This window comes from Arthrobacter sp. I3 (assembly GCF_000520575.1).
In the GTDB taxonomy this organism is placed as follows: Bacteria; Actinomycetota; Actinomycetes; order Actinomycetales; family Micrococcaceae; genus Arthrobacter; species Arthrobacter humicola_A.
The window spans coordinates 1-23,522 of the sequence record NZ_AZSB01000426.1 but is presented as its reverse complement, the minus strand read 5'-3'; the positions used below and the strand labels follow the sequence as shown (position 1 = coordinate 23,522).

At 64.7% G+C, this 23,522-nt stretch carries 31 protein-coding genes; 10 read left to right on the top strand and 21 right to left on the bottom strand.

Translation table 11 applies throughout. From position 1 onward, the window contains the following. The first annotated feature begins 32 nt into the window (after positions 1-32). The 9 genes from Y706_RS0100155 to Y706_RS22695 all read left to right on the top strand — a co-directional run bounded on the left by Y706_RS0100155 (position 33) and on the right by Y706_RS22695 (position 7,634). A complete protein-coding gene (locus Y706_RS0100155) occupies positions 33-260 on the top strand; it encodes a Flp family type IVb pilin (protein ID WP_028275016.1) in 228 nt (75 codons plus the stop codon). Between the two features lie 91 nt (positions 261-351). Beyond that, positions 352-726 (top strand): TadE/TadG family type IV pilus assembly protein, encoded by a 375-nt coding sequence (locus Y706_RS0100150; RefSeq protein ID WP_028275015.1) that lies wholly within the window; start codon positions 352-354, stop codon positions 724-726. 5 nt (positions 727-731) lie between these two features. Beyond that, positions 732-1,694 (top strand): pilus assembly protein TadG-related protein, encoded by a 963-nt coding sequence (locus Y706_RS0100145; protein WP_253906654.1) that lies wholly within the window; start codon positions 732-734, stop codon positions 1,692-1,694. A 17-nt stretch (positions 1,695-1,711) separates the two neighbouring features. After that, positions 1,712-2,473 (top strand): Flp pilus assembly protein CpaB, encoded by a 762-nt coding sequence (locus tag Y706_RS0100140; RefSeq protein ID WP_253906653.1) that lies wholly within the window; start codon positions 1,712-1,714, stop codon positions 2,471-2,473. Then, positions 2,470-3,660, top strand: coding sequence for a CpaE/TadZ family protein (locus tag Y706_RS0100135; RefSeq protein WP_028275012.1), 1,191 nt, complete (start codon positions 2,470-2,472; stop codon positions 3,658-3,660). The genes Y706_RS0100140 and Y706_RS0100135 overlap by 4 nt, the downstream gene beginning before the upstream one ends. After that, positions 3,660-5,168 carry a TadA family conjugal transfer-associated ATPase gene (locus tag Y706_RS0100130; RefSeq protein ID WP_028275011.1) on the top strand — a complete coding sequence of 503 codons (1,509 nt, stop codon included), beginning with the start codon at positions 3,660-3,662 and terminating at the stop codon, positions 5,166-5,168. Before Y706_RS0100135 ends, Y706_RS0100130 begins: the two co-directional genes overlap by 1 nt. A gap of 7 nt (positions 5,169-5,175) precedes the next feature. Continuing rightward, on the top strand, positions 5,176-6,111 hold the full coding sequence (locus tag Y706_RS0100125) for a type II secretion system F family protein (RefSeq protein WP_028275010.1): 936 nt from the start codon (positions 5,176-5,178) through the stop codon (positions 6,109-6,111). A 7-nt stretch (positions 6,112-6,118) separates the two neighbouring features. After that, on the top strand, positions 6,119-7,003 hold the full coding sequence (locus tag Y706_RS0100120) for a type II secretion system F family protein (RefSeq protein ID WP_028275009.1): 885 nt from the start codon (positions 6,119-6,121) through the stop codon (positions 7,001-7,003). 127 nt (positions 7,004-7,130) lie between these two features. Next, positions 7,131-7,634 carry an Hpt domain-containing protein gene (locus Y706_RS22695; RefSeq protein ID WP_253906652.1) on the top strand — a complete coding sequence of 168 codons (504 nt, stop codon included), beginning with the start codon at positions 7,131-7,133 and terminating at the stop codon, positions 7,632-7,634. Positions 7,635-7,699: 65 nt separating this feature from the next. Here Y706_RS22695 and Y706_RS0100110 read toward each other — a convergent pair whose 3' ends face one another. Beyond that, positions 7,700-8,467, bottom strand: coding sequence for a response regulator transcription factor (locus tag Y706_RS0100110; protein ID WP_028275008.1), 768 nt, complete (start codon positions 8,465-8,467; stop codon positions 7,700-7,702). 322 nt (positions 8,468-8,789) lie between these two features. Here Y706_RS0100110 and Y706_RS0100105 point away from each other — a divergent pair, with 322 nt between their 5' ends. Then, the gene (locus tag Y706_RS0100105) at positions 8,790-10,352 is read left to right on the top strand and encodes a sensor histidine kinase (protein WP_253906651.1); all 1,563 of its coding nucleotides are present in this window, start codon (positions 8,790-8,792) and stop codon (positions 10,350-10,352) included. A 1-nt stretch (position 10,353) separates the two neighbouring features. Here Y706_RS0100105 and Y706_RS0100100 read toward each other — a convergent pair whose 3' ends face one another. The 20 genes from Y706_RS0100100 to rplN all read right to left on the bottom strand — a co-directional run bounded on the left by Y706_RS0100100 (position 10,354) and on the right by rplN (position 23,129). Beyond that, positions 10,354-11,244, bottom strand: a complete 891-nt coding sequence (locus tag Y706_RS0100100) for a tRNA pseudouridine synthase A (RefSeq protein WP_173403038.1) — start codon at positions 11,242-11,244, stop codon at positions 10,354-10,356. A 31-nt stretch (positions 11,245-11,275) separates the two neighbouring features. Beyond that, the gene (gene rplQ, locus Y706_RS0100095) at positions 11,276-11,848 is read right to left on the bottom strand and encodes a 50S ribosomal protein L17 (protein ID WP_028275005.1); all 573 of its coding nucleotides are present in this window, start codon (positions 11,846-11,848) and stop codon (positions 11,276-11,278) included. Between the two features lie 76 nt (positions 11,849-11,924). Then, positions 11,925-12,935 (bottom strand): DNA-directed RNA polymerase subunit alpha, encoded by a 1,011-nt coding sequence (locus tag Y706_RS0100090; RefSeq protein WP_018773683.1) that lies wholly within the window; start codon positions 12,933-12,935, stop codon positions 11,925-11,927. Positions 12,936-13,068: 133 nt separating this feature from the next. After that, positions 13,069-13,470, bottom strand: a complete 402-nt coding sequence (rpsK, locus tag Y706_RS0100085; protein ID WP_018773682.1) for a 30S ribosomal protein S11 — start codon at positions 13,468-13,470, stop codon at positions 13,069-13,071. A gap of 100 nt (positions 13,471-13,570) precedes the next feature. Further along, positions 13,571-13,945: a 30S ribosomal protein S13 gene (gene rpsM, locus Y706_RS0100080; RefSeq protein WP_028275004.1), complete on the bottom strand. Its 375-nt coding sequence runs from the start codon at positions 13,943-13,945 to the stop codon at positions 13,571-13,573. 174 nt (positions 13,946-14,119) lie between these two features. Next, positions 14,120-14,233 carry a 50S ribosomal protein L36 gene (rpmJ, locus tag Y706_RS0100075; protein ID WP_009358722.1) on the bottom strand — a complete coding sequence of 38 codons (114 nt, stop codon included), beginning with the start codon at positions 14,231-14,233 and terminating at the stop codon, positions 14,120-14,122. Between the two features lie 69 nt (positions 14,234-14,302). Then, the gene (gene infA / locus Y706_RS0100070; protein ID WP_009358723.1) at positions 14,303-14,524 is read right to left on the bottom strand and encodes a translation initiation factor IF-1; all 222 of its coding nucleotides are present in this window, start codon (positions 14,522-14,524) and stop codon (positions 14,303-14,305) included. A 188-nt stretch (positions 14,525-14,712) separates the two neighbouring features. Beyond that, complete coding sequence (locus Y706_RS0100065) at positions 14,713-15,705, bottom strand: P1 family peptidase (protein WP_028275003.1); 993 nt, start codon at positions 15,703-15,705, stop codon at positions 14,713-14,715. 121 nt (positions 15,706-15,826) lie between these two features. Next, positions 15,827-16,654, bottom strand: coding sequence for a type I methionyl aminopeptidase (gene map, locus Y706_RS0100060; protein ID WP_028275002.1), 828 nt, complete (start codon positions 16,652-16,654; stop codon positions 15,827-15,829). Positions 16,655-16,898: 244 nt separating this feature from the next. Then, positions 16,899-17,468, bottom strand: a complete 570-nt coding sequence (locus Y706_RS0100055; protein ID WP_173403039.1) for an adenylate kinase — start codon at positions 17,466-17,468, stop codon at positions 16,899-16,901. Positions 17,469-17,473: 5 nt separating this feature from the next. Further along, a complete protein-coding gene (gene secY, locus Y706_RS0100050) occupies positions 17,474-18,784 on the bottom strand; it encodes a preprotein translocase subunit SecY (RefSeq protein WP_026266474.1) in 1,311 nt (436 codons plus the stop codon). A 187-nt stretch (positions 18,785-18,971) separates the two neighbouring features. Further along, positions 18,972-19,463 carry a 50S ribosomal protein L15 gene (gene rplO, locus Y706_RS0100045; protein ID WP_018773677.1) on the bottom strand — a complete coding sequence of 164 codons (492 nt, stop codon included), beginning with the start codon at positions 19,461-19,463 and terminating at the stop codon, positions 18,972-18,974. Beyond that, positions 19,464-19,670 carry a 50S ribosomal protein L30 gene (rpmD, locus tag Y706_RS0100040; RefSeq protein WP_018773676.1) on the bottom strand — a complete coding sequence of 69 codons (207 nt, stop codon included), beginning with the start codon at positions 19,668-19,670 and terminating at the stop codon, positions 19,464-19,466. Between the two features lie 3 nt (positions 19,671-19,673). Next, positions 19,674-20,354 carry a 30S ribosomal protein S5 gene (rpsE, locus tag Y706_RS0100035; RefSeq protein ID WP_173403037.1) on the bottom strand — a complete coding sequence of 227 codons (681 nt, stop codon included), beginning with the start codon at positions 20,352-20,354 and terminating at the stop codon, positions 19,674-19,676. 26 nt (positions 20,355-20,380) lie between these two features. Beyond that, a complete protein-coding gene (gene rplR, locus Y706_RS0100030; protein WP_018773674.1) occupies positions 20,381-20,764 on the bottom strand; it encodes a 50S ribosomal protein L18 in 384 nt (127 codons plus the stop codon). A 2-nt stretch (positions 20,765-20,766) separates the two neighbouring features. Further along, a complete protein-coding gene (gene rplF / locus Y706_RS0100025) occupies positions 20,767-21,303 on the bottom strand; it encodes a 50S ribosomal protein L6 (RefSeq protein ID WP_011692797.1) in 537 nt (178 codons plus the stop codon). Positions 21,304-21,321: 18 nt separating this feature from the next. Then, positions 21,322-21,720, bottom strand: coding sequence for a 30S ribosomal protein S8 (gene rpsH / locus Y706_RS0100020; RefSeq protein ID WP_018773673.1), 399 nt, complete (start codon positions 21,718-21,720; stop codon positions 21,322-21,324). A gap of 96 nt (positions 21,721-21,816) precedes the next feature. Further along, positions 21,817-22,398 carry a 50S ribosomal protein L5 gene (gene rplE, locus Y706_RS0100015; protein WP_018773672.1) on the bottom strand — a complete coding sequence of 194 codons (582 nt, stop codon included), beginning with the start codon at positions 22,396-22,398 and terminating at the stop codon, positions 21,817-21,819. Next, positions 22,398-22,757 (bottom strand): 50S ribosomal protein L24, encoded by a 360-nt coding sequence (gene rplX / locus Y706_RS0100010; protein WP_028275000.1) that lies wholly within the window; start codon positions 22,755-22,757, stop codon positions 22,398-22,400. The genes rplE and rplX overlap by 1 nt, the downstream gene beginning before the upstream one ends. A gap of 3 nt (positions 22,758-22,760) precedes the next feature. Continuing rightward, positions 22,761-23,129 (bottom strand): 50S ribosomal protein L14, encoded by a 369-nt coding sequence (rplN, locus tag Y706_RS0100005; RefSeq protein ID WP_003803789.1) that lies wholly within the window; start codon positions 23,127-23,129, stop codon positions 22,761-22,763. Positions 23,130-23,522: the final 393 nt, after the last annotated feature.

The following is a 23,522-nucleotide window of genomic DNA, read 5'->3' as shown; positions in this document are numbered from 1 at the left end:
TCTCCGTTAACCAGTCCGCTCAGGAGGCATTCATGCGTTCTTTCTTCAGTAACGTCGCTGCCCATCTTTGCCGCGACCAGCGCGGCGCCACCGCTGTCGAATACGGCATCATGGTCTCGCTGATAGCGGTCGTGATCATCGCGGCTGTCACGCTCCTCGGCGGCACCTTGCATGACACGTTCGTGCAGGTGCAATGCTCCGTATCGCATGGGACTTTCGCTGCAGGTGGCGCGGCCGGGCAGGCTTCCTGCACGCCGTAATCCCCGTCGGCCCCGAATCATCGTTTGGTGGCGGCTCGGAGCCGCCACCACACGACCACCCGGCAAGCGACAGGGAGAAAGGCGTCCCCCTATGTCCACGACAAAAGAACGGGGGGCCGTGGCTGTGGAGTTCGCCCTCCTGGCTCCGGTACTGATCATGCTGCTGTTGGGCATCATGGAGTTCGGTCGCGCCTACAACGTCCAGATTTCGCTGTCTAACGCCGCCCGCGAAGGCGTGCGCGTGATGGCAATAGGCAACGACCCCACGGCCGCGCGGATTGCAGCCAAAAACGCGGCCCCGGCTCTGAAGCCTGCCCTGACGGACGCCAATATCACCCTCAATCCCGCCACCTGTACCACCGGAGCGCAAGTGACCTTCACAATCTCCTACACCCTCGCCACCATGACAGGCTTCGCCGGGCCATTCCCGATGCAAGGCACGGGAGTCATGGTATGCGGCGGCTAGGCAAGGTGAGCGCGGAGGAAGACGGCGAGCGCGGCGCCATCAGCATCCTGGTCGCGATCCTCATGGTCACCCTGTTGGGGTTCGCCGCGCTGGCTGTCGACGTCGGCATGCTTTACGCAGAGCGGACCCAGGATCAGAACGGCTCGGATGCAGCGGCTCTCATGATCGCCCAGAAGTGCGCCAAGAACATCAACGACGCCGACTGCTCCACCAGTTCCCCACTGGCCCGTGGCCTCGCCAACGACAACGCTCCCGACGGCGCGAGCAACATTGCGGCCCTTGTCCTGGACAAGGCCGCCCGCACCGTGAAAGTAACGGTAGGGGCCCAGGAAGCAGGTAAGACGCCCAACAGGGTTTCCCTCTTCTTTGCCCGTGCCATGGGTTTTTCAAGCGCCGAAGTAACAGCCACGTCCCGTGTGCAGTGGGGGACTCCGTCCACGGGCACGATCCTTCTGCCCCTGGCCATAGCCCAATGCAAGCTCAACCTGATACCCGGTTCGCTGACTGGCGCCGAACAAGTCCTGGACATGGATTCCGGCGGCTGTGGCGAGATCCCGGGTGGCTTCGGCTGGATTACGGATAGCGATGCAAAATGCGGAGTCACCCTGACCGCCGGACAGGCGAACAGTGCTGGCGCATGGTTCACCAGCAACACGGGAGCGAGCGCACCACAGGAGTGCACGGCTGCGGACATGAGCAAGATGAATGACCAAACAGTCCTTTTCCCGCTGTACGACGTGGCCACCGGTAACGGCTCCAGCGGCAAGTATTACGTGAAGGGATTTGCCGCCTTTCATGTCACTGGCTACCGGTTTTCCAATTACAACTGGTCATTGAGCGGGACGCTCAAGAACAAGACCATCAGGGGCTATTTCGTCCGTTACGTCTCGCTGTCCGACGCCTTCGCACTCGGCGCGGCACCAGACTACGGGACCTCAATAGTCCGCCTTACCATTGGAGCGCCCTAATAGTGAAGTCACGCTTATTGGCAGGCATAGCGGCCCTGGTGCTGGCCGTCGTCGGAGCCATCCTGGTAGTCAGCTACGCGCAGGGCGCCGACAGCAGGGCGGTGCAGGGCCTGCAGCCCGTCACCGTTCTCGTGGTGTCGAAAGCTGTGCCGGCCGGCACGTCGGTCGCGGCCTTGAAAGCATTCGTGACCAGCCAGGATCTTCCCGGAAAAGCCGTCTCGAAGTCGGCTCTCACGAACCTGGACGGGCTGGCCGGCAAAGTCACCGCCGTCGACCTCCTCCCTGGCGAACAGCTCGTCGCCGAGCGGCTGATCGAGCCGGAGGCACTAAAGGCGAGCGGAGCGATTGAAGTGCCTAAGGGCCTGCAGGAGGTTTCCTTCCAGCTCGAGCCCCAGCGGCTCGTCGGCGGCCGTCTCGCGGCGGGCGACCATGTGGGTGTCTTCATCAACCTCAAGGACGGCGGCCTCGAGGCGAAGGCAGACAAAGAGACTACCCAGCTGACGGTACACAAGGCTCTCGTGACGGCTGTCCAGCGCGCCCCGGTGGTGGCCCCGTCCCCGCAGCCCTCTGCCGCCGGCTCCCCCGCGGATGCCGAGGACACGTCGCTGCCCACCGGCTCCATGATCGTTACTGTCGCCGTGAATGACATGGACGCCACAAAGATTGTCTATGCCGCAAACTTCACGGAATCGGCCAGCATCTGGCTGAGCAAGGAACCGATCAACGCAACGGACAGCGGCCGCCCCGGCATCGTGACGCGACCAGAGGTGTACAAATGAGCCGCTTTGTCCTGATTTCGCCGAACACGGATTTCGATGCCCGCGTCCGTCAGGCGCTGGCCGGCGGTCTTCCGGGCGGCCTGCAGACGTTCGCGTTCGTCAATCCCGCGAACCCGGCGGAACTCTTCGCCAGCCTCAACCAGGAACGGCCCGAGGTCCTGATCCTGGGACCGGACGTGCCGGTGGAGGACGCCCTGCGCCTGGCGACGGTGTTCGACGTCCAGATTCCCGAGCTCAGCGTCATCCTGGTCGGCGAGCCCGATCCGAACTTCGTCCTGCTGGCCATGCGGGCAGGTATCCGCGACATCCTCAGCCCGGCGGCGGACCCGGCCCAGATCCGGGTGCTGCTGGAGCGGGCCTGCCAGTCGTTCGCCACCCGCAACCGGACCACGGCGGCCAGCCAGCCGGACAGCCCCAAGGGATTGGTGATCGGCGTCTTCTCCCCCAAGGGCGGCGTCGGAAAAACCACGATTGCCACCAACATCGCCATCGGGCTCGGCAAAGTGGCGCCCATGGGCGTGGTGATAGTTGACCTGGACCTACAGTTCGGGGACGTCGCCTCGGGCCTGTACCTGAACCCGGAGCACACCGTGACCGACGCCGTCTCGTCCGCGGCCAGCCAGGATTCCCTCGTGCTCAAAGCCTTCCTCACCGTCCACCCCGGGAGCATCTACGCCCTCTGCGCCCCCCGGACGCCCGAGGAGGCTGACGACATCACACCGCAGCAGGTCACCCGCCTGCTCGAACAACTGGCCGAACAGTTCCAGTACGTCGTGGTCGACACCGCGCCCGGGCTCCCGGAGGTCGGGCTGGCCGCCCTCGAGCAGTGCACCGACGCCGTCTGGGTGACGGCCATGGACGTGCCGAGTATCCGCGGGCTGCGCTCCGGCCTGGATATCCTCCGGCGCCTGGACCTGCTGCCCGAGACCCGGCACGTGGTGCTGAACATGGCGGACTCGAAGTCCGGGTTGAGTGTCCAGGACGTCGAGGCGACCATCGGTGCGCCCGTGGACGTCAGCATCCCGCGGTCCAAGGCAGTGGCGTTCTCCACCAACCGCGGCATCCCGGTCCTTCAAGACGGACGCAAAGATCCTGCCATCAAGGGACTGAAACAGCTCGTCAACCGGTTCGATCCCGCCTGGCGCGCCACCGCCCAGAAGAAACTGCACCGCCGGGTGGTGGTCTGATGAAACTGTCCGAACGGCTCCGCTCCGCCGAGGGAACGATTGCGTCCGGCCCACGGGTCGAATCCCCGCAGGCCGCATCTCCGGTGGCCATGTCCCCCACCGGAGGAAGCGCGACGACGGCGGCAGCGCCGGCCGCCGTCGTGCTCCAGAAGATCGGCCGCCCACCAGTGCCGGCTTTCCCGGAGCACCAGGACTCCCGCGCCCGGGGCCAGCAGCCCGTCGACGCTTTCGCCGCCCTCAAACAGCGGGCCGCCACTGCGTTGTTCGAGCGCATGGGAACCCGCTTCAACGATTCGGCAACCACGGAAGAGGACCTCCGCACCTCCGCGCGGGAGGAGTTGACGCGCATCATCGACGCCGAGCAGGTCCCCCTGTCCGCCGAAGAGCGATCCCGGCTGGTCCGCGACGTGGCCGACGACGTCCTGGGCTACGGCCCGTTGCAGCGCCTTCTGGACGATCCCGCCGTCACGGAAATCATGGTCAACCGGATGGACCAGATCTACGTGGAACGCAACGGCAAACTGACCTTGACGGAGTCGCGGTTCAGCTCCGAGGACCACCTCCGCAAGGTGATCGAGCGCATCGTTTCCAAAGTGGGCCGGCGCATCGACGAGTCCTCGCCCCTCGTGGATGCGCGGCTCGAGGACGGGTCCCGCGTCAACGCCGTTATCCCGCCGCTCGCCGTCGGCGGTTCGTCGCTGACCATCCGAAAGTTCAGCAAGGTGCCGCTGACTGTCCGGAACCTCATCGAGTTCGGCACGTTGACGCCGGAAATGGCGGAACTGCTGAACGCCTGCGTGAAGGCCAAGCTCAACATCATCGTCTCGGGCGGCACCGGCACCGGCAAAACGACACTGCTGAACGTCCTTTCCTCGTTCCTGCCCCACGACGAGCGGATCGTGACGATCGAGGACGCCGTCGAACTCCAGATCCAGCAGGAACACGTGGTGCGGCTGGAAAGCCGGCCGTCGAACACTGAGGGCAAGGGCGAGGTGACCATCCGCGAACTGCTGCGGAACTCCCTGCGCATGCGACCGGACCGGATCGTGGTGGGCGAGGTCCGCGGCGGCGAATCACTGGACATGCTCCAGGCCATGAACACCGGCCACGACGGGTCACTCTCGACAGTGCACTCCAACTCGCCCCGGGATGCCGTGGCCCGTCTGGAGACGCTGGTGCTCATGGCCGGCATGGACCTGCCGCTGCGCGCCATCCGGGAACAGATCGCCTCGGCCGTCAACCTGATTATCCAGATCTCCCGGCTGCGGGACGGCACCCGGCGGATCACCCACGTCACGGAGGTCCAGGGCATGGAGGGCGACATCGTCACGCTCCAGGACGCCTTCGTGTTCGACTACGCCGCCGGCGTCGACGCCCACGGCCGGTTCCTCGGCAGGCCCGTCCCCACCGGCATCCGCCCGCGTTTCATCGACCGTTTCGAGGACCTGGGCATCCACGTCTCCCCGGCTGTGTTTGCCGCGCCGCTGACCCCGGCCGGAAGGGCGTGATCTGTCCATGACTCTGCTGCCCATCGGCGTCGGCCTGCTCTTCAGCGCGGTGCTGGTCCTGGGATTCGTGCTGCTCGCCCCCGGCGGGGCCAGTGTCCCCCTGGACCGGCGCAGGCCCATCCAGGGCCAGGCCGACTCGCAGCTGACCCGGTTCGCCGGCTCGGCCGTCCACCTGGTCGACGGGTTCTTCTCCGGCCGCAAAGTCCGGCTCTTCAACCGCGAGTCGCTGGAACAGGCCGGCCTGCGCCTGAGCCAGGCCGACTTCTACGTCCTGCTCCTGGCCGGAGCGGTTGCGGGGGGCCTCGCCGGGTTCGTCGTCGCGGGCCCGTTGCTGGCGGTCCTGCTGGTGCTCCTGGCGCCGGTCGTGGGCCACCTCGTGCTCGGCATCCTGGCCGGCAAGCGCCGCACCAAGTTCGACCAGCAGCTCGGCGATACCCTGCAGCTGCTCTCCGGCGGCCTCCGGGCCGGGCACAGCATCATGCGCGCCATTGACGCCGCCGCGTCCGAATCGCAAAGCCCGACGTCGGAAGAGATGCGCCGCGTCGTGACGGAGACCAGCCTGGGCCGGGACCTCCTGGACTCGCTGAACGACACCGCGGACCGGATGCGGAACGAGGACTTCGTCTGGATCGCCCAGGCCATCCAGATCAACCGCGAGGTGGGCGGGAACCTGGCCGAAGTCCTGGACCAGGTCAACGAGACCATCCGCGAGCGCAGCGAGATCAAAGGACACATCAAATCCCTCGCCGCCGAGGGAAAGTTCTCCGCGTACATCCTCATGGCCATGCCGATCGGGATCGTGGTGATGCTGATGCTGGTCAATCCCGGCTACATGAACGCCATGTTCACGCACCCGCTGGGCTGGGGCATGATCGCCGCCTCCGTCATCCTCATGACCATTGGCGGGCTGTGGATGCGCAAAATCATCGACCTGAAGTTCTGAGGCAACCATGGCACCTGCTGTACTTCTTGCCATGCTGCTGGTGGCGTTGCCGCTCGGCTATCTGGCGTGGTCGCTGCTCTCCGTCGACCGGAGGTCACAGCGCGCCATGCGGGAGATGCTCGCGCTCGGCACGGACCCTGCCGAACTCACCCGGCGGGAGCGCAGCAGCCTGCTGGAACGGGCCGGCCACCGTCTGACTCCGGCGGCCTACGTCCGCAAACTGGACCGGCTGTTGGCCCTCGCCGGGCGCCCCGCGTCGCTGCCGCTGGGCCGCGTACTCGCGGCCAAGCCGCTCCTTGGGCTGTTGGGCGCACTGCTGGGCTTCTGGATCAGCGCCAACAGCCCGACGCCGATCCTCAAGCTCGTGGGAATCTTTGTGTTCCTGCTCGGCTACTTCATCCCCGATCTCCTGCTGTACAGCAAAGGGCAGGAGCGCCAGAAGACCATGCAGCTGGAACTGGCCAACACGCTGGACCAGATGCTGATCTCCGTGGAAGCGGGTCTGGGCTTCGAAGGCGCCATGGCCCGGGCCGGCGAGAACGGCAAGGGCCCGCTGGCGGAGGAACTGATCCGGACCCTGCAGGACATGCAGGTAGGGCGCAGCCGGCGCGAGTCCTACGTGGCACTGGCGGAACGGACCAACGTGCCCGAGCTGCGCAGCTTCGTCCAGGCTGTGGTCCAGGCCGACACTTACGGCATTGCCATCAGCCGGGTGTTGCGGGTGCAGGCGAAGGTCATGCGGGTCAAACGCCGGCAACGGGCCGAGGAGAAGGCCATGAAGCTGCCCGTCACCATCCTGTTTCCCCTGCTGTTCTTCATCTTCCCTGTGCTTTTCATCGCCATCCTGGGCCCGGCCGTCATCAACGCCATCGACACGTTCAGCGGTCAGTAGCAGCCGCCGACACGGTCCGGGACGAAGCGCCTGCGACCGTGATTGGTTCCCTCGGGAAAGCCTCAGGGTTTCCGCAGGATAGACCGGGCTGCAAGGCATCGGCCGCATCAGCAAGTAGCGTGGTCACATGTCCCTTCCAAGCGCTTGCCCCGACGACGGAGATGCGGGCATTGCCCTCGCTCCCACCACCTCTCCGGGACTGCCGGCGCCTGCCCTCACGGCATCCAGCGCGGCAGCGGCCTTCCCGGAGGTCATCCCCGAGGACCTGCCGCCGGCGGCCCCGCTCGTGGACCCTGCCGCGCTTCAGGACCTGGGTGCACAGCTGGAAAATCCGGCCGTGGCGAAGGGATTTGCCAGGGACTACACCCGGATGTGGGACCAGCGCTACCGCTCGCTGGCCTCGGCCCTCGAACGCGGGGATCTCGCGGGCTCGATGGACGCTGTGCTGAGCCTGAAGACGTCCTCGGCCATGGTCGGAGGCCTGCGCCTGGCCCAGCTCGCCGGCGAACTGGAGAACGCCCTCAGGGCCGGAGACATTGGCCGCGCGCTGTCGCTCCTGCACGACGTTGCCGCGCGCGGCGGGGAAACCGTCGACGAGCTCCAGTTCAGCTACGTCCTGTGGGACAGCTAGGGCCGGCGGGACCTCTGCCGCCTACAGGTTTCCCGGGTGCCGGGCGCCGGAAGCCCCTCCCTGGGCTACCGCGCCGGCGACAGCCGGTAGCCCACGCCGCGCACGGTCTGCAGCCAACGCGGCTGCACGGGGTCCTCGCCGAGTTTCCTCCGGAGGTTGCCAATATGCACCTCGACGGCGCGTTCGTCGGATTCGCTGATGTAGGCGTCCGCCCGGTAGTAATCGCCCCGGACCACGCGCACCAGCTCGGTCTTGGACCGCACGGCGCCGGCGCCCTTCAGGAGCGCCTGCAGGAGGTCGAACTCGCTGCGGGTCAGGCTGACCGCCACGCCGTCGACACTCACGGACCGGGTCTCGGGGTTCAGGTCCAGGCCGTTGTGGTGCAGCACCGGACTCTGGGACACTGCCGGGACGGCGGCCGCCACAGGATCCGTCGCGGATCCGTCCACGGCGCCGAGGTCCTGCCGCGGCCGGCGCATCATGGCACCCACACGCGCGCGCAGCTCCCGGGGCCGGAATGGCTTCGCCAGGAAATCATCAGCCCCGGTATGAAACGCCGTCAGAGTGTCCAGTTCGTCGGTCCGCGCCGTCAGCATGACCACGTACGCGTCACTGAACTGCCGGATCCGGCGCAGCACCTCGAAACCGTCGATGTCGGGAAGCCCGACATCCAGGGTGACCACACTTGCCTCCCGCGCCCTGACGACGTCGACCCCTTCACGTCCGCCGGCCGCCGAGTGGACTTCGAACCCTGCCTGGCTCAATACGGCTTCGACAAGGTTCCGAACATCTTCGTCGTCTTCTACAACGACGGCGACTCCCAGGTCGGTCATGGCCCCCCTCATGTGTCACGCTACGCTGCCGTTCGCGGATGCGGCGGCAGCAATGATCTCGCCGGCCCCCACCGGCAATGTCAGAATACCCACCCTAAGGGGCAAATTCGCGGCTGCCCGGTAACAGAAATGGCAAAACTTCGATTTATGTCAAATTTGCGTGACACAAGGTGTAAAACTGGAGCAACGGGAAGGGGGCACGGCGTCTTTGCATAGACAGCGGCTGATCCGCAGTGTGGATCGACACGGCAAGGCTCTGGGGCCGCGCGGGCGGGTCCTCGTGTGCCAGTCGCCGCTGGCCGTGATGCTGGCCGGAATCGTCATGGCTACCCCGGCCGCCTGGCCCGGCCTTCCGGACAGCATCCTGTGCCGGTACGCCTTTGCCCTGCAGGCCGCCCTCCTTGTGGCCTGCGTCCTGGTCCCCTGGCAGCGTTTTGGGCCGTTGGCGCCGCTCGTCATCCCTGTCCTGGACCTGGTCGCGATTGGGCTGCTCCGGGACGGCACCACCGCCGGGCTGCCGGATCCCGGTGTGCTCTCCGTCCTGCCCGTGGTGTGGATTTCGGCGTCCAGGCTCTCCGCCCCCGCGAGCCTTTCACTGAGTTTCTCGGTGCCCCTCCTGGCCGCCCTGCCCTGGCTGCTGGGGGACCGGTCGGCACCGCTTGCGGTCCGCACGGCCGAAGCCTTACTGGTGCCCCTGATGATGCTCGCGGTCTCCCTGGCCATGCGTTTCGCGCGGGCACGCCTGCGGCACGAGCAGCGGCGGATCAAATCCAAAGAAGCCGAACTGGAGGTCCTGCTAGCGGACAGCCGGGAGCGCGAACGGCTCCTGAACACCATTCTTGACACCGTCGACGTCGGGATCGTCGCAGTGGACGCCAGCGGCCGCCGGCTGCTGACGAACACGTGGCAGGCCGAACTCGAGGAATCCGCGGCCGCGGCGCCCCCGCTGATGGCCGAACCGGCGGGGGAAGTACTGCCGGAGGAAGAGGGCCGGCTCCTGCTGACCGCGCAGGACCGAAGCACCCCCCTGCCGCCGGAGCGCCGTCCCATCCGGCGGGCGCTGGCGGGCGAGTCCTTTGCCGACTACCTTGTCTGCTTCGGTGAGGCGGCGGCCAGCCGTGTGGTCTCGACCGGGGCCCGGCCCCTGAAGAACGACGCCGGCGACTTCCGCGGCGCCGTGGTGGTCTTCAATGAGGTGACCGGCCTGGTGGATGCCCTCGCAGCGAAGGACGAGGTCGTCTCCACCGTCTCCCACGAATTCCGCACGCCGTTGACGTCCATCATCGGCAACCTGGACCTGGTGCTCGCCGACACCGAGGGCCTGGACAGCCCGGTGGTCCGCCGCGTCGAAGTGGCGCAGCGCAACGCGGAGCGGCTGCTGGCCCTGGTCTCGGACCTTCTCATGTCCGCCAGCGCCGCGGTCCATGTGCATCCGCGCCGCACCGACCTCGCCGGCATCGTGGAGGCGAGCCTCGGCTCGGCCCAGGCCCACGCCCAGGCGTCCCGCGTCTGCCTCGCCACGGACGTCCAGGGTCCGCTCTGGGCCCACGTGGACCCGCTCCGGATCAGCCAGGCCCTGGACAACCTCGTTTCCAACGCGATCAAGTACTCGCCCGACGGCGGATCGGTGCGGGTCTCCGCCAGCTCCGGCGACGGCCTGGTGCGCCTTCACGTCGAGGACACCGGGATGGGCATGACCGCCGCCGACGCCGGGCGGGTCTTCACCCGTTTCTTCCGCAGCCCGGCCGTCCGGGACGGATCCATTCCGGGCGCCGGCCTGGGGCTGTCCATCACCAAGGCCATCGTGGAAGGGCACGGCGGATCCATCTCGTGCCGCACCAGTCCGGGCCACGGCAGCACGTTCACCCTCGAGCTTCCCGCCTAATTTAGGCCCGCAGTGCCCGCGTCAGTTCGGCCCGGGCCAGCATGCCGCTCTCTGTCGGGTAGGCCACTTCCTCGAGCACCAGCGGGTGCGGGGCTGCGAGCACGGAGCGGGCGTCGCGCTGCCGGGCGAGGAGCCGCTCGTAGAGCCATTCCGGGGCCTCTTCGCCCTCCCCCACGTACAACGCCGAGCCCACCAGGGAGCGGACCATGTTGTGGCAGAACGCGTCAGCCTGAACGGTGACGACAATGACGCCGTCCGCACCGCGCTCGAATTCGAAGCGCTGCAGTTCGCGGATGGTCGTGGCCCCCTCGCGGGGCTTGCAGTACGAGCGGAAGTCCTGCAGGCCCAGCAGCGGCGCGGCGCCCTCGTTGAGGAGACCGACGTCCAGCGGAACCTTGTGCCACAGGGTCGAGGCGCGTCCCAGCGGGTCCCACAGCGCGGGGCCGTCCGCGATCCGGTAGGAATAGCGGCGCCAGAGGGCTGAGAACCGGGCGTCGAAGCCAACGGGTGCCACGCTCACACGGTGCACCTCGATGGCGCCGCTGAGGTCGCCCAGGCCACGGCTCAAGGCACCGCGGATGCGGCGGAGAAGGGCGACGGCGGGATCCAGTTCGGCGCCCCGGTTCAGGCCCAGCCACTCCGCCTCGCTGAGGTCCAGGTGGACCACCTGGCCGCGGGCGTGCACCCCGGCGTCGGTGCGCCCGGCAACCGTAACCCGGACGGGGCGGCGGATCAGCAGCGCGAGGGCCTCCTCCAGGACGCCCTGGACGGTGCGCAGTCCCGGCTGCACGGCCCACCCGCTGAACGGGCCGCCGTCGTACGCCACATCCAGCCGGATACGCAAAAACCCGCCACCCCCCAAGACGGGGGCAGCGGGTTTGAGCTCGTTCATAGACTTAAGTCTATAAGAAAGATTTAGCGAATTACTTCGCGTCCTTCTCGGACTCAGCGGCTGCTTCTTCAGCGGCCGGAGCCTCTTCGGTAGCGGCTTCGGTCTCAGCGACCGGAGCCTCTTCGGTCTCAGCAGCCTCTTCGGTCTCGGCAACCGGAGCTGCTTCGGCCTTTTCGGCGTCCTTCTTGTCGGCGTCGCGCTTGGCAGCAGAGGTAGCCTCAGCTACCACGGCCTGCTTTGCGGAAACCGGCTCGAGAACCAGTTCGATGACAGCCATGGGAGCGTTGTCGCCCTTGCGGTTGCCGATCTTGGTGATGCGGGTGTAGCCGCCATCGCGGTTTTCCACTGCCTGTGCAATGTCGGTGAACAGCTCGTGGACGACGCCCTTGTTGCTGATCAGGCCGAGTACACGACGGCGGGACGCGAGGTCGCCACGCTTGGCGAAAGTCACCAGGCGCTCGGCGTACGGCTTCAGGCGCTTGGCCTTGGTCACCGTGGTGGTGATCCGCTTGTGCTCGAAAAGTGCGGCGGACAGGTTCGCGAGCATAAGACGCTCGTGAGCCGCTCCGCCTCCGAGGCGCGGACCCTTAGCGGGGGTAGGCATTATAGTTTCTCCTCATTGGAAGCCGTTGTGCTGCGCACACCAGGGTGCATCCAGCCAGCCGGCCAAGATCTGTTGGTTAGAGCTCGTCGTCGCTGAACGCGGCGTCGTCCTCTTCGATGGCTGCGGCACGTGCTGCGAGATCGAAACCGGGAGGGGAGTCCTTGAGGGACAGGCCCAGTTCGACCAGCTTGGCCTTGACCTCATCGATGGACTTCGCGCCGAAGTTGCGGATGTCCATGAGGTCAGCCTCGGAGCGGGCAACGAGTTCACCCACGGTGTGGATGCCCTCACGCTTGAGGCAGTTGTAGGAACGGACCGTCAGGTCCAGATCCTCGATCGGCAGTGCCATGTCGGCTGCCAGGGCAGCGTCCGTCGGCGACGGACCGATCTCGATACCTTCAGCTGCGGTGTTCAGCTCGCGGGCCAGACCGAACAGTTCCACCAGGGTGGTACCTGCCGAAGCAACGGCGTCGCGCGGGGCGATTGCCTGCTTGGTCTCGACGTCGACAATGAGCTTGTCGAAGTCAGTGCGCTGCTCAACACGGGTAGCTTCCACGCGGAAAGTAACCTTCAGGACCGGCGAGTAGATCGAGTCGACCGGGATGCGGCCGATCTCGGAGTCGCCGGACTTGTTCTGAGCTGCCGAAACGTAGCCGCGACCGCGCTCGATGGTCAGTTCGAGTTCGAACTTGCCCTTCGAGTTCAGCGTGGCAATGTGCAGATCCGGGTTGTGGAATTCGACGCCGGCCGGCGGAGCGATGTCCGCGGCGGTGACGACTCCCGGTCCCTGCTTGCGCAGGTAAGCAACAACCGGCTCGTCGTGCTCGGAGGAAACCGACAGGTTCTTGATGTTCAGGATGATCTCAGTGACATCTTCCTTGACACCCGGAACCGTGGTGAACTCGTGCAGCACGCCATCGATCCGGATGCTTGTTACAGAGGCACCGGGGATGGAGGAGAGCAGGGTACGGCGGAGGGAGTTTCCGAGGGTGTAACCAAAGCCCGGCTCCAGCGGTTCGATGATGAACCGTGAGCGGTTTTCGGAGACGACCTCTTCGGAGAGGGTGGGGCGCTGTGCAATGAGCACTTAGGTTTCCTTTCGGCGAGCATCCGCTATATGACGCAACACAGGTGGTGGAAAGATCGGTCTGAAGACTTAACGCGGCCGGGCCTGCCCGGACCGGTGAGGGTCCGGGCAAGCTCCTGGGCGCTGGAAAGCCTTAGACGCGGCGGCGCTTCGGCGGACGGCAGCCGTTGTGGGCGCTGGGGGTGACGTCCTGGATGGAGCCAACCTCGAGGCCAGCGGCCTGCAGCGAGCGGATGGCGGTTTCGCGTCCGGAACCCGGTCCCTTGACGAACACGTCAACCTTGCGCATGCCGTGCTCCTGTGCACGCTTTGCGGCGGCTTCGGCGGCCATCTGGGCAGCGAACGGGGTGGACTTACGCGAGCCCTTGAAGCCAACCTCACCGGACGAAGCCCAGGAGATGACAGCACCGTTCGGGTCCGTGATGGACACGATGGTGTTGTTAAAGGTGCTCTTGATGTGCGCCTGGCCCAGCGCGATATTCTTCTTGTCCTTCTTACGCGGCTTGCGAACCGCGCCACGAGTCTTCGGGGGCATTTTTTCTCCTACAGAAAGTTATTGGGGGAAAGCCTACGCTTGGCCCACACTTGCCGGGTTCCCAGAAATCGCGTAAGCGATCCTAGGGGGCAACTGGGGTTTAGCGGGCCTTCTTCTTGCCTGCGACGGTGCGCTTCGGACCCTTGCGGGTACGCGCGTTCGTCTTCGTACGCTGTCCACGCACTGGCAGGCCCTTGCGGTGGCGAATACCTTCGTAGCTGCCGATTTCAACCTTGCGGCGGATATCAGCGGCCACTTCGCGGCGAAGGTCACCCTCAACCTTGTAGTTGCCTTCAATGTAGTCACGCAGCTCAACCAGCTGTGCGTCGGTCAGGTCCTTGACCCGAACGTCTGCACTGATGCCGGTAGCAGCCAGGGTTTCGTGTGCACGGGTCTTGCCCACGCCGTAGATGTAAGTAAGCGCAATTTCCAACCGCTTTTCGCGGGGAATGTCTACGCCAGCGAGACGAGCCATATTGGCAGTACTCCTTGTATAAACCGGAGGTCGTAGGCAGTACACCCGCACTTACAGTGCGGCCCCAGCCTCCGACCGGGGGTTAGCTGTCCGGGCTCAATACGTCCCAGTTCAGCTTGTGCTGCCTTTATTTACTTGCGTGGGTTAGCAACCCAGGATTTCCTGTGAAGGAAATTAGCCCTGGCGCTGCTTGTGGCGCGGGTTCTCGCAGATCACCATGACCCGGCCATTACGGCGGATCACTTTGCACTTTTCGCAGATCTGCTTGACGCTCGGCTTGACCTTCATGGCGTTCCTTTGCGTGTTGCAGTTGGTCAGCTGGACCGGCCCTCGGCTGTCGCCCTGGCCGCCCAGTGTTTACTTGTAGCGGTAGACGATACGACCACGTGTCAGGTCGTAAGGGCTCAGCTCCACCACTACGCGGTCCTCGGGGAGGATCCTGATGTAGTGCTGGCGCATCTTTCCAGAGATGTGTGCCAGAACGATGTGCTTGTTGGTGAGCTCAACGCGAAACATCGCGTTGGGCAGCGCCTCGGTCACAACGCCCTCGATCTCAATGACCCCGTCCTTCTTGGCCATACCCTCCGCTAACTGTTGTTGCCGCAGCCTCCCGGTTTGCACCGGTCATGACCGCGGACGTTTTTGATTGATTGGCTGGTGCCACCCGACCCCAAAAGGGCACAACGGGGCAGACAACCAACAGACAACACTACGCCATCGCGGCCCGATTGTTAAATCCGAAGTTAAATCCGCCCATCGTAGCGCACTCAGCGTCCGTACGCACCTAGCGTCCCGGCCGCCGTCGTCACTGCCTCTGCCCGCGAGATCGCGTCGAGGATGGCCAGCCGGACGACGTCGGCGGCCGCGCTCTGCATGGTAATGAGGCTGATCTGCCGGGCCGCCGGGGTGCTGCGGTCAAGCGCGATGGCGCCCGTCGCCAGGGCGAACACGGTATCGCCGTCGGCGAGAGTGTGGCTTGGATTCAAAGCCCGGGCCAGTCCGGCATGGGCCGCGGAGGCGGTGCGTTTGCAGTCCGCCTTGTCCAGGACGGCATCCGTGGCGACGACGACGAGGGTGGTGTTGAGCGGCGGCATTTGCGACGGCGCCGGCTCGGGGACCTGCGCGGCTTTCGCCGCAGCAGGCGAAACCCTCTGCGGCGATGTGGCGAACGGCAGTCCCAGCGCGTTTACCACTGCTATGGCCCCCACGACCACCGGGCCGTCTGGGGAGATGTTTTCTAGGGTGAGGGAGGCTGTGCCCACTCCCCCTTTGTACTGTCCCCTGCCGATTGCCGCTCCTGTGCCGGCGCCGACGTTGCCGCGCTCGACGTCGTGCCCTTCCGGCTGCCCGGCGGCGGCGGCCGTCGCCGCGTAGCCCATCGCCTCTCCGGGGCGCGCGGAGAAATCGCCGCCGCGCCCCAGGTCGAAGATCGCGGCCGCCGGCACGATCGGAACAAGCCCGCCGGGGACCGGGAAGCCTCGGCCGTTCTCCTCGCACCAGCGCATGGCGCCGCCCGCGGCTGCGAGGCCAAAGGCGCTGCCCCCGGTCAGGACCACGGCGTCCACGGTCTGGGACAGCGTGGTGGGATCCAGTGAGTCCGTCTCATGCGTCGCGGGCCCGCCGCCCCGGACGTCGACCGAGCCGACGGTGCCCGGCGGCGGGAGGACCACAGTCACTCCGCTCAGCCAGCCGTCGCCGGACTTCTGGACCTGGCCTATCCGGATCCCGGCCACGTCTGTGATGGCTCCTGTTGCTCCCATGGCTCCATTGTGCGCCCCGGCTGAGCTGCGACACGCAAAATCCCTGGCGCTACCGTATTCCGGTGTCGCCAGGGATTTTGCGCGTCGCCAGAAAACCCGCGAGTCGCCTTGTAGTTCGGGCCTAGGGAATCGGGACGGGCACCACACCGAGCGGCGCCAGTTTCGCCGCTCCCCCGTCAGGTGCCGAGAGGACCCAGATCCCCTTCTCGTGCACAGCGACCGAGTGCTCCCACTGGCAGGAGCGCTTGCCATCCGTGGTGACGACGGTCCAGTCGTCGTCCAGGATTGCGGTCTCGATGCTGCCCCGGACCAGCATGGGCTCGATTGCGAGGCACAGCCCCGGGCGGATCTTCGGCCCGCGGTGGCCGGTGCGGTAGTTCAGCACGTCCGGAGCCATGTGCATCTCGGAGCCGATTCCGTGCCCTACATAGTCCTCAAGGATGCCCAGCGGTTTGCCCGGCACGGAGGAGACGTAGTCGTCCACGGCGTTGCCGATATCGCCCACGAATTTCCCGGTGGCCAGGGCTGCGATGCCACGCCACATGGCCTCCTCGGTGACCTCGGAGAGGCGAACGTCTTCGGGATCGGCGGTGCCGACAACCACAGTCCGCGCCGAATCGGAGTGCCATCCGTCCACGATCGCGCCGCCGTCGATCGAGATGATGTCGCCGTCCGCCAGGACCCGGCTGCCGGGGATGCCGTGCACCACCTCTTCGTTCACCGAGGTGCAGATCGTGGCCGGGAACCCGTGGTAGCCGAGGAAGTTGGACTTGGCGCCGGCGTCCTGGAGCACGGCGGCGAAGACTTCGTCCAGCCGGGCCGTGGTGACGCCGGGGGCCGCGGCGGCCACCGCTGCATCCAGTGCCCGGCTCAGGACCAGTCCGGCCTCGTGCATCGTGCGCATCTGGGCGTTGGTCTTGTATTCAATGCGTGCCTGGCCGAATGCCATCGCTACCTCAAAATCTTCTCTCGCGGTCCGGGCGGGCTGGATCCCGGGCCTCCACCATGGGTCATCAACCCAAGTCTTCAAGCTCTATTCTCCCGTACCGGTTCAACGGTTCGGAACGGGCCCGCTGCGGGACCACCCAACGCCGAAGGGCGCGTCCCGTACCCGATGGTACGGAACGCGCCCTTCTGCACTGCGTCTCTGTTCTGTCAGCTGCAATGAGCATGCGTGGATCAGTGGGTGAGGATCAGGCGGCCTGGGCCGACTTGATCGCTTCCATGACGCGCTCGGTGACTTCGTCGATGGCACCGATGCCGTCCACCTGGGTCAGGATGCCGCGTTCGGCATACTTGGCCACCACAGGTTCGGTCTGCTCGTGGTACAGGTCCAGCCGGTGACGGATAACGCCTTCGTTGTCGTCGCTGCGGCCAGTTTCCTTGGCACGGCCCAGGAGGCGGGTAACCAGCTCCTCGTCGTCAGCGGTGAGCTGGAGCACGACGTCGAGCTTCTGGTCAGCGCCGGCGAGGATGTCTTCGAGGTAGTCCACCTGCGCGGTGGTGCGCGGGTACCCGTCGAGCAGGAAGCCTGCCTCGACGTCGTCCTCATTGAGGCGGTCGCGCACCATCTTGTTGGTGACGCTGTCCGGGACGAAGTCGCCGGCGTCCATGTACTTCTTGGCTTCGACGCCGAGCGGAGTCTCACCCTTGACGTTGGCGCGGAAGATGTCTCCGGTGGAGATCGCAACGACGCCGAGGCGTTCTGAAATGCGTTCCGCCTGCGTTCCCTTGCCGGACCCGGGAGGTCCGATAATCAACATTCTCGTCATCGCAAAAGCCCTTCGTAGTGACGTTGCTGTAGTTGCGCATCAATCTGCTTCACGGTCTCCAGACCGACGCCCACCATGATCAGGATCGAGGTGCCGCCGAACGGGAAGTTCTGGTTCGCGTTGATCAGGACCAGTGCAACCAGCGGGATCAATGCCACGAAGCCGAGGTAGAAGGCGCCGGGCAGGGTGATCCGGGATAGGACGTACTGAAGATAGTCCGCGGTCGGCTTGCCGGCGCGGATGCCCGGAATGAAGCCGCCGTACTTCTTCATGTTGTCCGAGACCTCTTCGGGGTTGAAAGTAATCGCAACATAGAAGTAGGTGAAAAACACAATCATGGCGAAATACAGTGCCATATAGATCGGGTGATCGCCCTTGGTGAGGTTGTTGTTGATCCACTCAACCCAGGGCTGTACCGGCTCGCCGGCCTTAGGCTGGTTGAACTGTGAGATCAGCCCCGGCAGGTAGAGCATGGACGAGGCGAAGATGACGGGCACGACGCCGGCCATGTTCACCTTGATGGGGATGTAGGTGCTGGTTCCGCCGACCGTGCGGCGGCCGATCATCCGCTTGGCGTACTGCACCGGGATCCGGCGCTGGGACTGCTCCACGAAGACCACGAGCGCCACGGTGAGCAGGCCGATGATCAGGACCAGGAAGAAGGTTCCGGGACCCTGGGCCTTCCAGATCGCACCCAGCGAGCCGGGGAAGCCTGCGGCGATGGACGTGAAGATCAGCAGGGACATGCCGTTGCCGACGCCCTTTTCCGTCACGAGCTCGCCCATCCACATGATCAGGCCGGTGCCGGCCGTGAGCGTGATGATGATCAGGACCGTGGTGACGATCGAGCTGTCCGGGATGATGGGCAGCTGGCAGTTAGGCAGCAGCTGGCCGGAGCGTGCCAGCGACACCAGTGTCGTGGCATTGAGCAGGCCGAGTGCGATCGTGAGGTAGCGGGTGTACTGGGTCAGTTTCGACTGCCCTGACGCGCCCTCCTCGTACAGTTGCTGGAAGCGGGGAATGACCACCCGGAGCAGCTGGACGATGATGCTGGCGGTGATGTACGGCATGATGCCGAGGGCAAAGATGGACACCTGCAGCAATGCACCGCCGCTGAACAGGTTGACGAGCTGGTAGATCCCGCCCGAGGTCTGACCGTTCTGCAAGCATTGCTGGACATTCTGGTAGCTCACACCAGGCGAGGGGATGAAGGCACCCAAGCGGAAGATTGTGATGATTCCCAGCGTGAACAACAACTTGCGTCGCAGATCAGGCGTGCGAAAGGCCCGGCCAAATGCGCTAAGCAAGCGTCCTCCTGAGTAATAAGTAAAGTCGTGTGAGACAGGTCAAATAAACCCAACAACCGAGTCTAACGGGTGGATGCGCCCCGCGAACAATCGGCGGGGCCCTGAAAATGAAAAAAACTCCCGGCACCGGGGGCCTGAGCCCCTGGTACCGGGAGTTTCAACAACGGGCAACTGCCCCGCCGCCTCGTTAGAGGGCGGTGGTGCTTCCGCCTGCTGCAGCAATCTTGTCAGCAGCGCTGGCCGAGAATGCGTGGACGGTGACGTCAACCTTGACGGTGATGTCGCCGGTGCCCAGCACCTTGACGGGCTGGTTCTTGCGAACGGCACCCTTTTCGACCAAGTTCTCCACGGTGACAGCGCCACCTTCCGGGAACAGCTCGTTGAGCTTGTCCAGGTTTACAACCTGGTACTCAACCCGGAACGGGTTCTTGAAGCCGCGCAGCTTCGGCAGGCGCATGTGCAGCGGCAGCTGGCCGCCGGCAAAGCCAGCCTTGATCTGGTAGCGGGCCTTCGTACCCTTGGTACCGCGACCAGCGGTCTTACCCTTGGAACCTTCACCACGACCAACACGGGTCTTGGCGGTCTTGGCACCCGGGGCGGGACGCAGGTGGTGAACCTTCAGTGCGTTCTGCTTCTCAGCGGCGCCCTGTGCCTTTTCGGCGGTGTTCTTCTCTGCCATTTACTTCGCCTCCTCTACCTTTACCAGGTGCGGAACCGTGTTGAGCATCCCGACGGTCACGGCGTCGGCGGTGCGGACAACGGTGTGTCCGATCCGCTTCAGGCCGAGGGACCGCAGGGTGTCGCGCTGGTTCTGCTTGCCGCCAATGGCGGACTTGATCTGAGTGATCTCCAACTTTGCGTCGGAGACAAGCACGTTCTTAGCCATGACTCAGACACCTGCCTTCTGGTTCAGGAGAGCCTTGACCATTGCCGGCGGGGCGATCTCGTCGAGCGGGAGGCCGCGGCGTGCTGCCACTGCTGCCGGCTCTTCGAGGCGCTTCAGCGCGTCAACGGTCGCGTGAACGATGTTGATGGCGTTGGAAGAACCGAGCGACTTGGAGAGGATGTCGTGGATGCCCACGCACTCCAGTACTGCACGGACCGGGCCACCGGCGATAACACCGGTACCGGCGGAAGCCGGGCGCAGCATGACGACGCCTGCGGCGGCCTCACCCTGAACGCGGTGCGGGATGGTGCTGCCGATGCGGGGAACGCGGAAGAAGGACTTCTTGGCCTCTTCAACGCCCTTCGCGATAGCGGCAGGAACTTCCTTTGCCTTGCCGTAGCCGACGCCGACCATGCCGTTGCCGTCACCGACGACGACGAGGGCGGTGAAGCTGAAGCGACGACCACCCTTGACGACCTTGGAAACGCGGTTGATGGTTACGACGCGCTCTACGAACTGGCTCTTCTCGGCCTCGCGGCCGCCGTCACGGCCACCACGGCCGCCACGGTCGCCACGGCCCTGGCCGCGGTCGCCACGCTCGCCACGACGAGCGCCACCACGGCGGTCGTCAGTGGTAGCAGGCGCAGCGGTCTCAGTTGCCGGAGCAGCTACAGCTTCAGTCACCTGAATGTCCTTTTCGTTATTTTCGGTCACAGTGCCAGCCCACCTTCACGTGCGCCGTCAGCGACGGCGGCGATCCGGCCGTGGTACTTGTTACCACCGCGGTCGAAGACAACTGCTTCGATACCGGCAGCCTTGGCACGCTCGGCGACCAGTTCGCCAACGCGCTTGGCCTTGGCGGTCTTGTCACCGTCGAATGCACGAAGGTCGGCTTCCAGTGTGGAGGCGCTTGCCACGGTCAGGCCCTTGGTGTCATCGACAACCTGGACGAATACGTGACGTGCGGAGCGGTTGACGACCAGACGCGGGCGTACAGCCGTACCGGAGATGCGCTTGCGGATACGAAGCTGGCGGCGGCTGCGCTGGGCAGACTTGCTCTTGTTCGTACGCTTCTTGTTAATTGCGATCGCCATGGTTACTTACCAGCCTTTCCGACCTTGCGGCGGATGACTTCGCCTGCGTAACGGATGCCCTTGCCCTTGTAGGGGTCCGGCTTCCGCAGCTTGCGAATGTTGGCAGCAACCTCGCCGACCTGCTGCTTGGAGATACCTGAAACAGAGAGCTTGGTCGGGGTCTCAACTGCAAAGGTGATGCCGTTCGGTGCCGAGACGTTGACCGGGTGGCTGTAGCCCAGAGCGAACTCCAGGTCAGAACCCTTGGCCTGGACGCGGTAACCGGTACCGACAATCTCAAGCTTCTTCTCGTAGCCTGCGGTGACACCCTGGATCATGTTGGCGATCAGGGTGCGGGTCAGGCCGTGCAGCGAACGTGAGGCGCGCTCGTCGTTCGGGCGGGCGACAGTCAGGGTGCCATCTTCCAGGGAAACCTCGATCGGGCTGGCCACAGTGTGGCTCAGCTCGCCTTTGGAACCCTTGACGCTGACGACAGAGCCGTCAACCTTGACCTCAACGCCGGCAGGAACGGTGATGGGGAGACGTCCAATACGTGACATTATTCTCTTCCTTTCCCGTTACCAGACGTAAGCGAGGACTTCGCCGCCCACGCCCTTCTTGCCGGCCTGCTTGTCAGTCAAGAGGCCGGAAGAGGTGGACAGGATTGCGACACCCAGGCCACCGAGCACGTGCGGCAGGTTGGTGGACTTTGCGTAAACGCGCAGTCCCGGCTTGGAAATACGACGAACGCCAGCGATTGAACGCTCGCGGTTCGGACCGAACTTGAGCTCGAGGGTCAGCTTCTTGCCAACCTCAGCGTCTTCTTCTTTCCAGGAGGCGATGTAACCTTCAGCCTTCAGGATGTCGGCAACGCGTGCCTTGAGCTTGCTGTACGGCATGGTCACGGAATCGTGGTATGCCGAGTTAGCGTTGCGCAGACGCGTAAGCATGTCTGCGACGGGATCTGTCATTGTCATGTGGGCTCTTGCCCTTCCTCATAACGGTTTCCGCCGTACTCTTTGTCCCGAACAGAATTCGGAAAGGAGCGCGGGCGGACCTTTTACGTAGCTAGATTAGTCTTCGGTCTTGAACGGGAAGCCAAGCGCCTTCAGCAGCGCGCGGCCTTCGTCGTCGGTCTTGGCAGTGGTCACGACGGTGATGTCCATACCGCGAACGCGGTCAATGGAATCCTGGTCGATCTCGTGGAACATAACCTGCTCGGTCAGACCGAAGGTGTAGTTGCCGTTGCCATCGAACTGCTTGCCGCTGAGGCCACGGAAGTCGCGGATACGCGGCAGGGCCAGCGTGACCAGACGGTCCAGGAATTCCCACATGCGGTCCCCACGCAGAGTTGCGTGTGCACCGATCGGCATGCCTTCGCGCAGCTTGAACTGTGCGATCGACTTGCGGGCCTTGGTTACCTGCGGCTTCTGGCCGGTGATCAGGGTCAGATCGCGGACAGCGCCGTCGATCAGCTTGGAGTCCTTGGCGGCATCTCCAACACCCATGTTCACAACGACCTTCACCAGGCGGGGAACCTGGTTGACGTTCTGGTACTTGAATTCCTCAGTCAGCGTGTTCTTGATGGAATCGGCGTACTTGGTCTTCAGACGAGGAACGATCTTGCTTGCCGGAGTCTCGAGAGTCTCAGTCATTAGATGTCCTTCCCTGAGCTCTTGGCCACGCGGACGCGCACGTCACGCTTCACGCCATCGCGCTCAACGGTCTCGGTGCGGAAACCGACGCGGGTGGGCTTCTTGGTGGACGGGTCAACCAGAGCCACGTTGGAGATGTGGATCGAAGCCTCGACGACCTCGATGCCACCGGTCTTGGTGCCGCGCTGCGACTGACCGACCTTGGTGTGCTTGGTCACGCGGTTAATGCCTTCAACCAACACGCGGTTGGTCTCCGGGTATACGCGCAGAACCTTGCCCTGCTTACCCTTGTCGCCGCCGCGCTCAGCCTTGGCGCCAGTGATGACCTGAACGAGGTCACCCTTTTTGATCTTAGCCATGGACTAGAGCACCTCCGGAGCCAGAGAAACGATCTTCATGAACTTCTTGTCGCGAAGTTCACGACCAACCGGTCCGAAGATACGGGTACCGCGGGGGTCACCGTCGTTCTTCAGGATGACGGCTGCGTTCTCGTCAAACTTGATGTAGGAACCATCCGCACGGCGGCGTTCCTTCTTGGTACGGACGATGACAGCCTTGACGACGTCGCCCTTCTTTACGTTGCCGCCCGGAATTGCGTCCTTGACGGTAGCGACGATTACGTCGCCAATGCCTGCGTAGCGACGGCCAGATCCACCGAGAACGCGAATGGTAAGGATTTCCTTAGCACCCGTGTTGTCGGCGACCTTGAGTCGCGACTCCTGCTGAATCACTATTTACTCCTTGCGTCGCGCTGGTTCTCAGACCGAAAATCTTCCTACGGAATGAGCCTTGCGGAACGGTTGATCGGGGTGTCTCTTGACCTGCCTGGATTTTGCCAGACCAGGCCTAAACGCCCGTGCCAAAAACATTTGCTTCCCAGGCGGTTCCCGACGAGTCGGGGCGCAAGGGGGCACTATGCCGTGGCACGATTGTTTACGAGGTTGATGACGGCGCGCAAAAGGCGCCATACAAACTCAAAATCTTAGCACGTTTTAGGCGTATCCCCATATCACAGCCATGGACGCTGCACACCCCTCCCCCGCAGCCGCGACGCCGTTACGCCGTTACGCCGGACAGGCTGTGAGCCCGCCCGCCGCCGCGCATCCCGGGAACCCGGCCCGCCG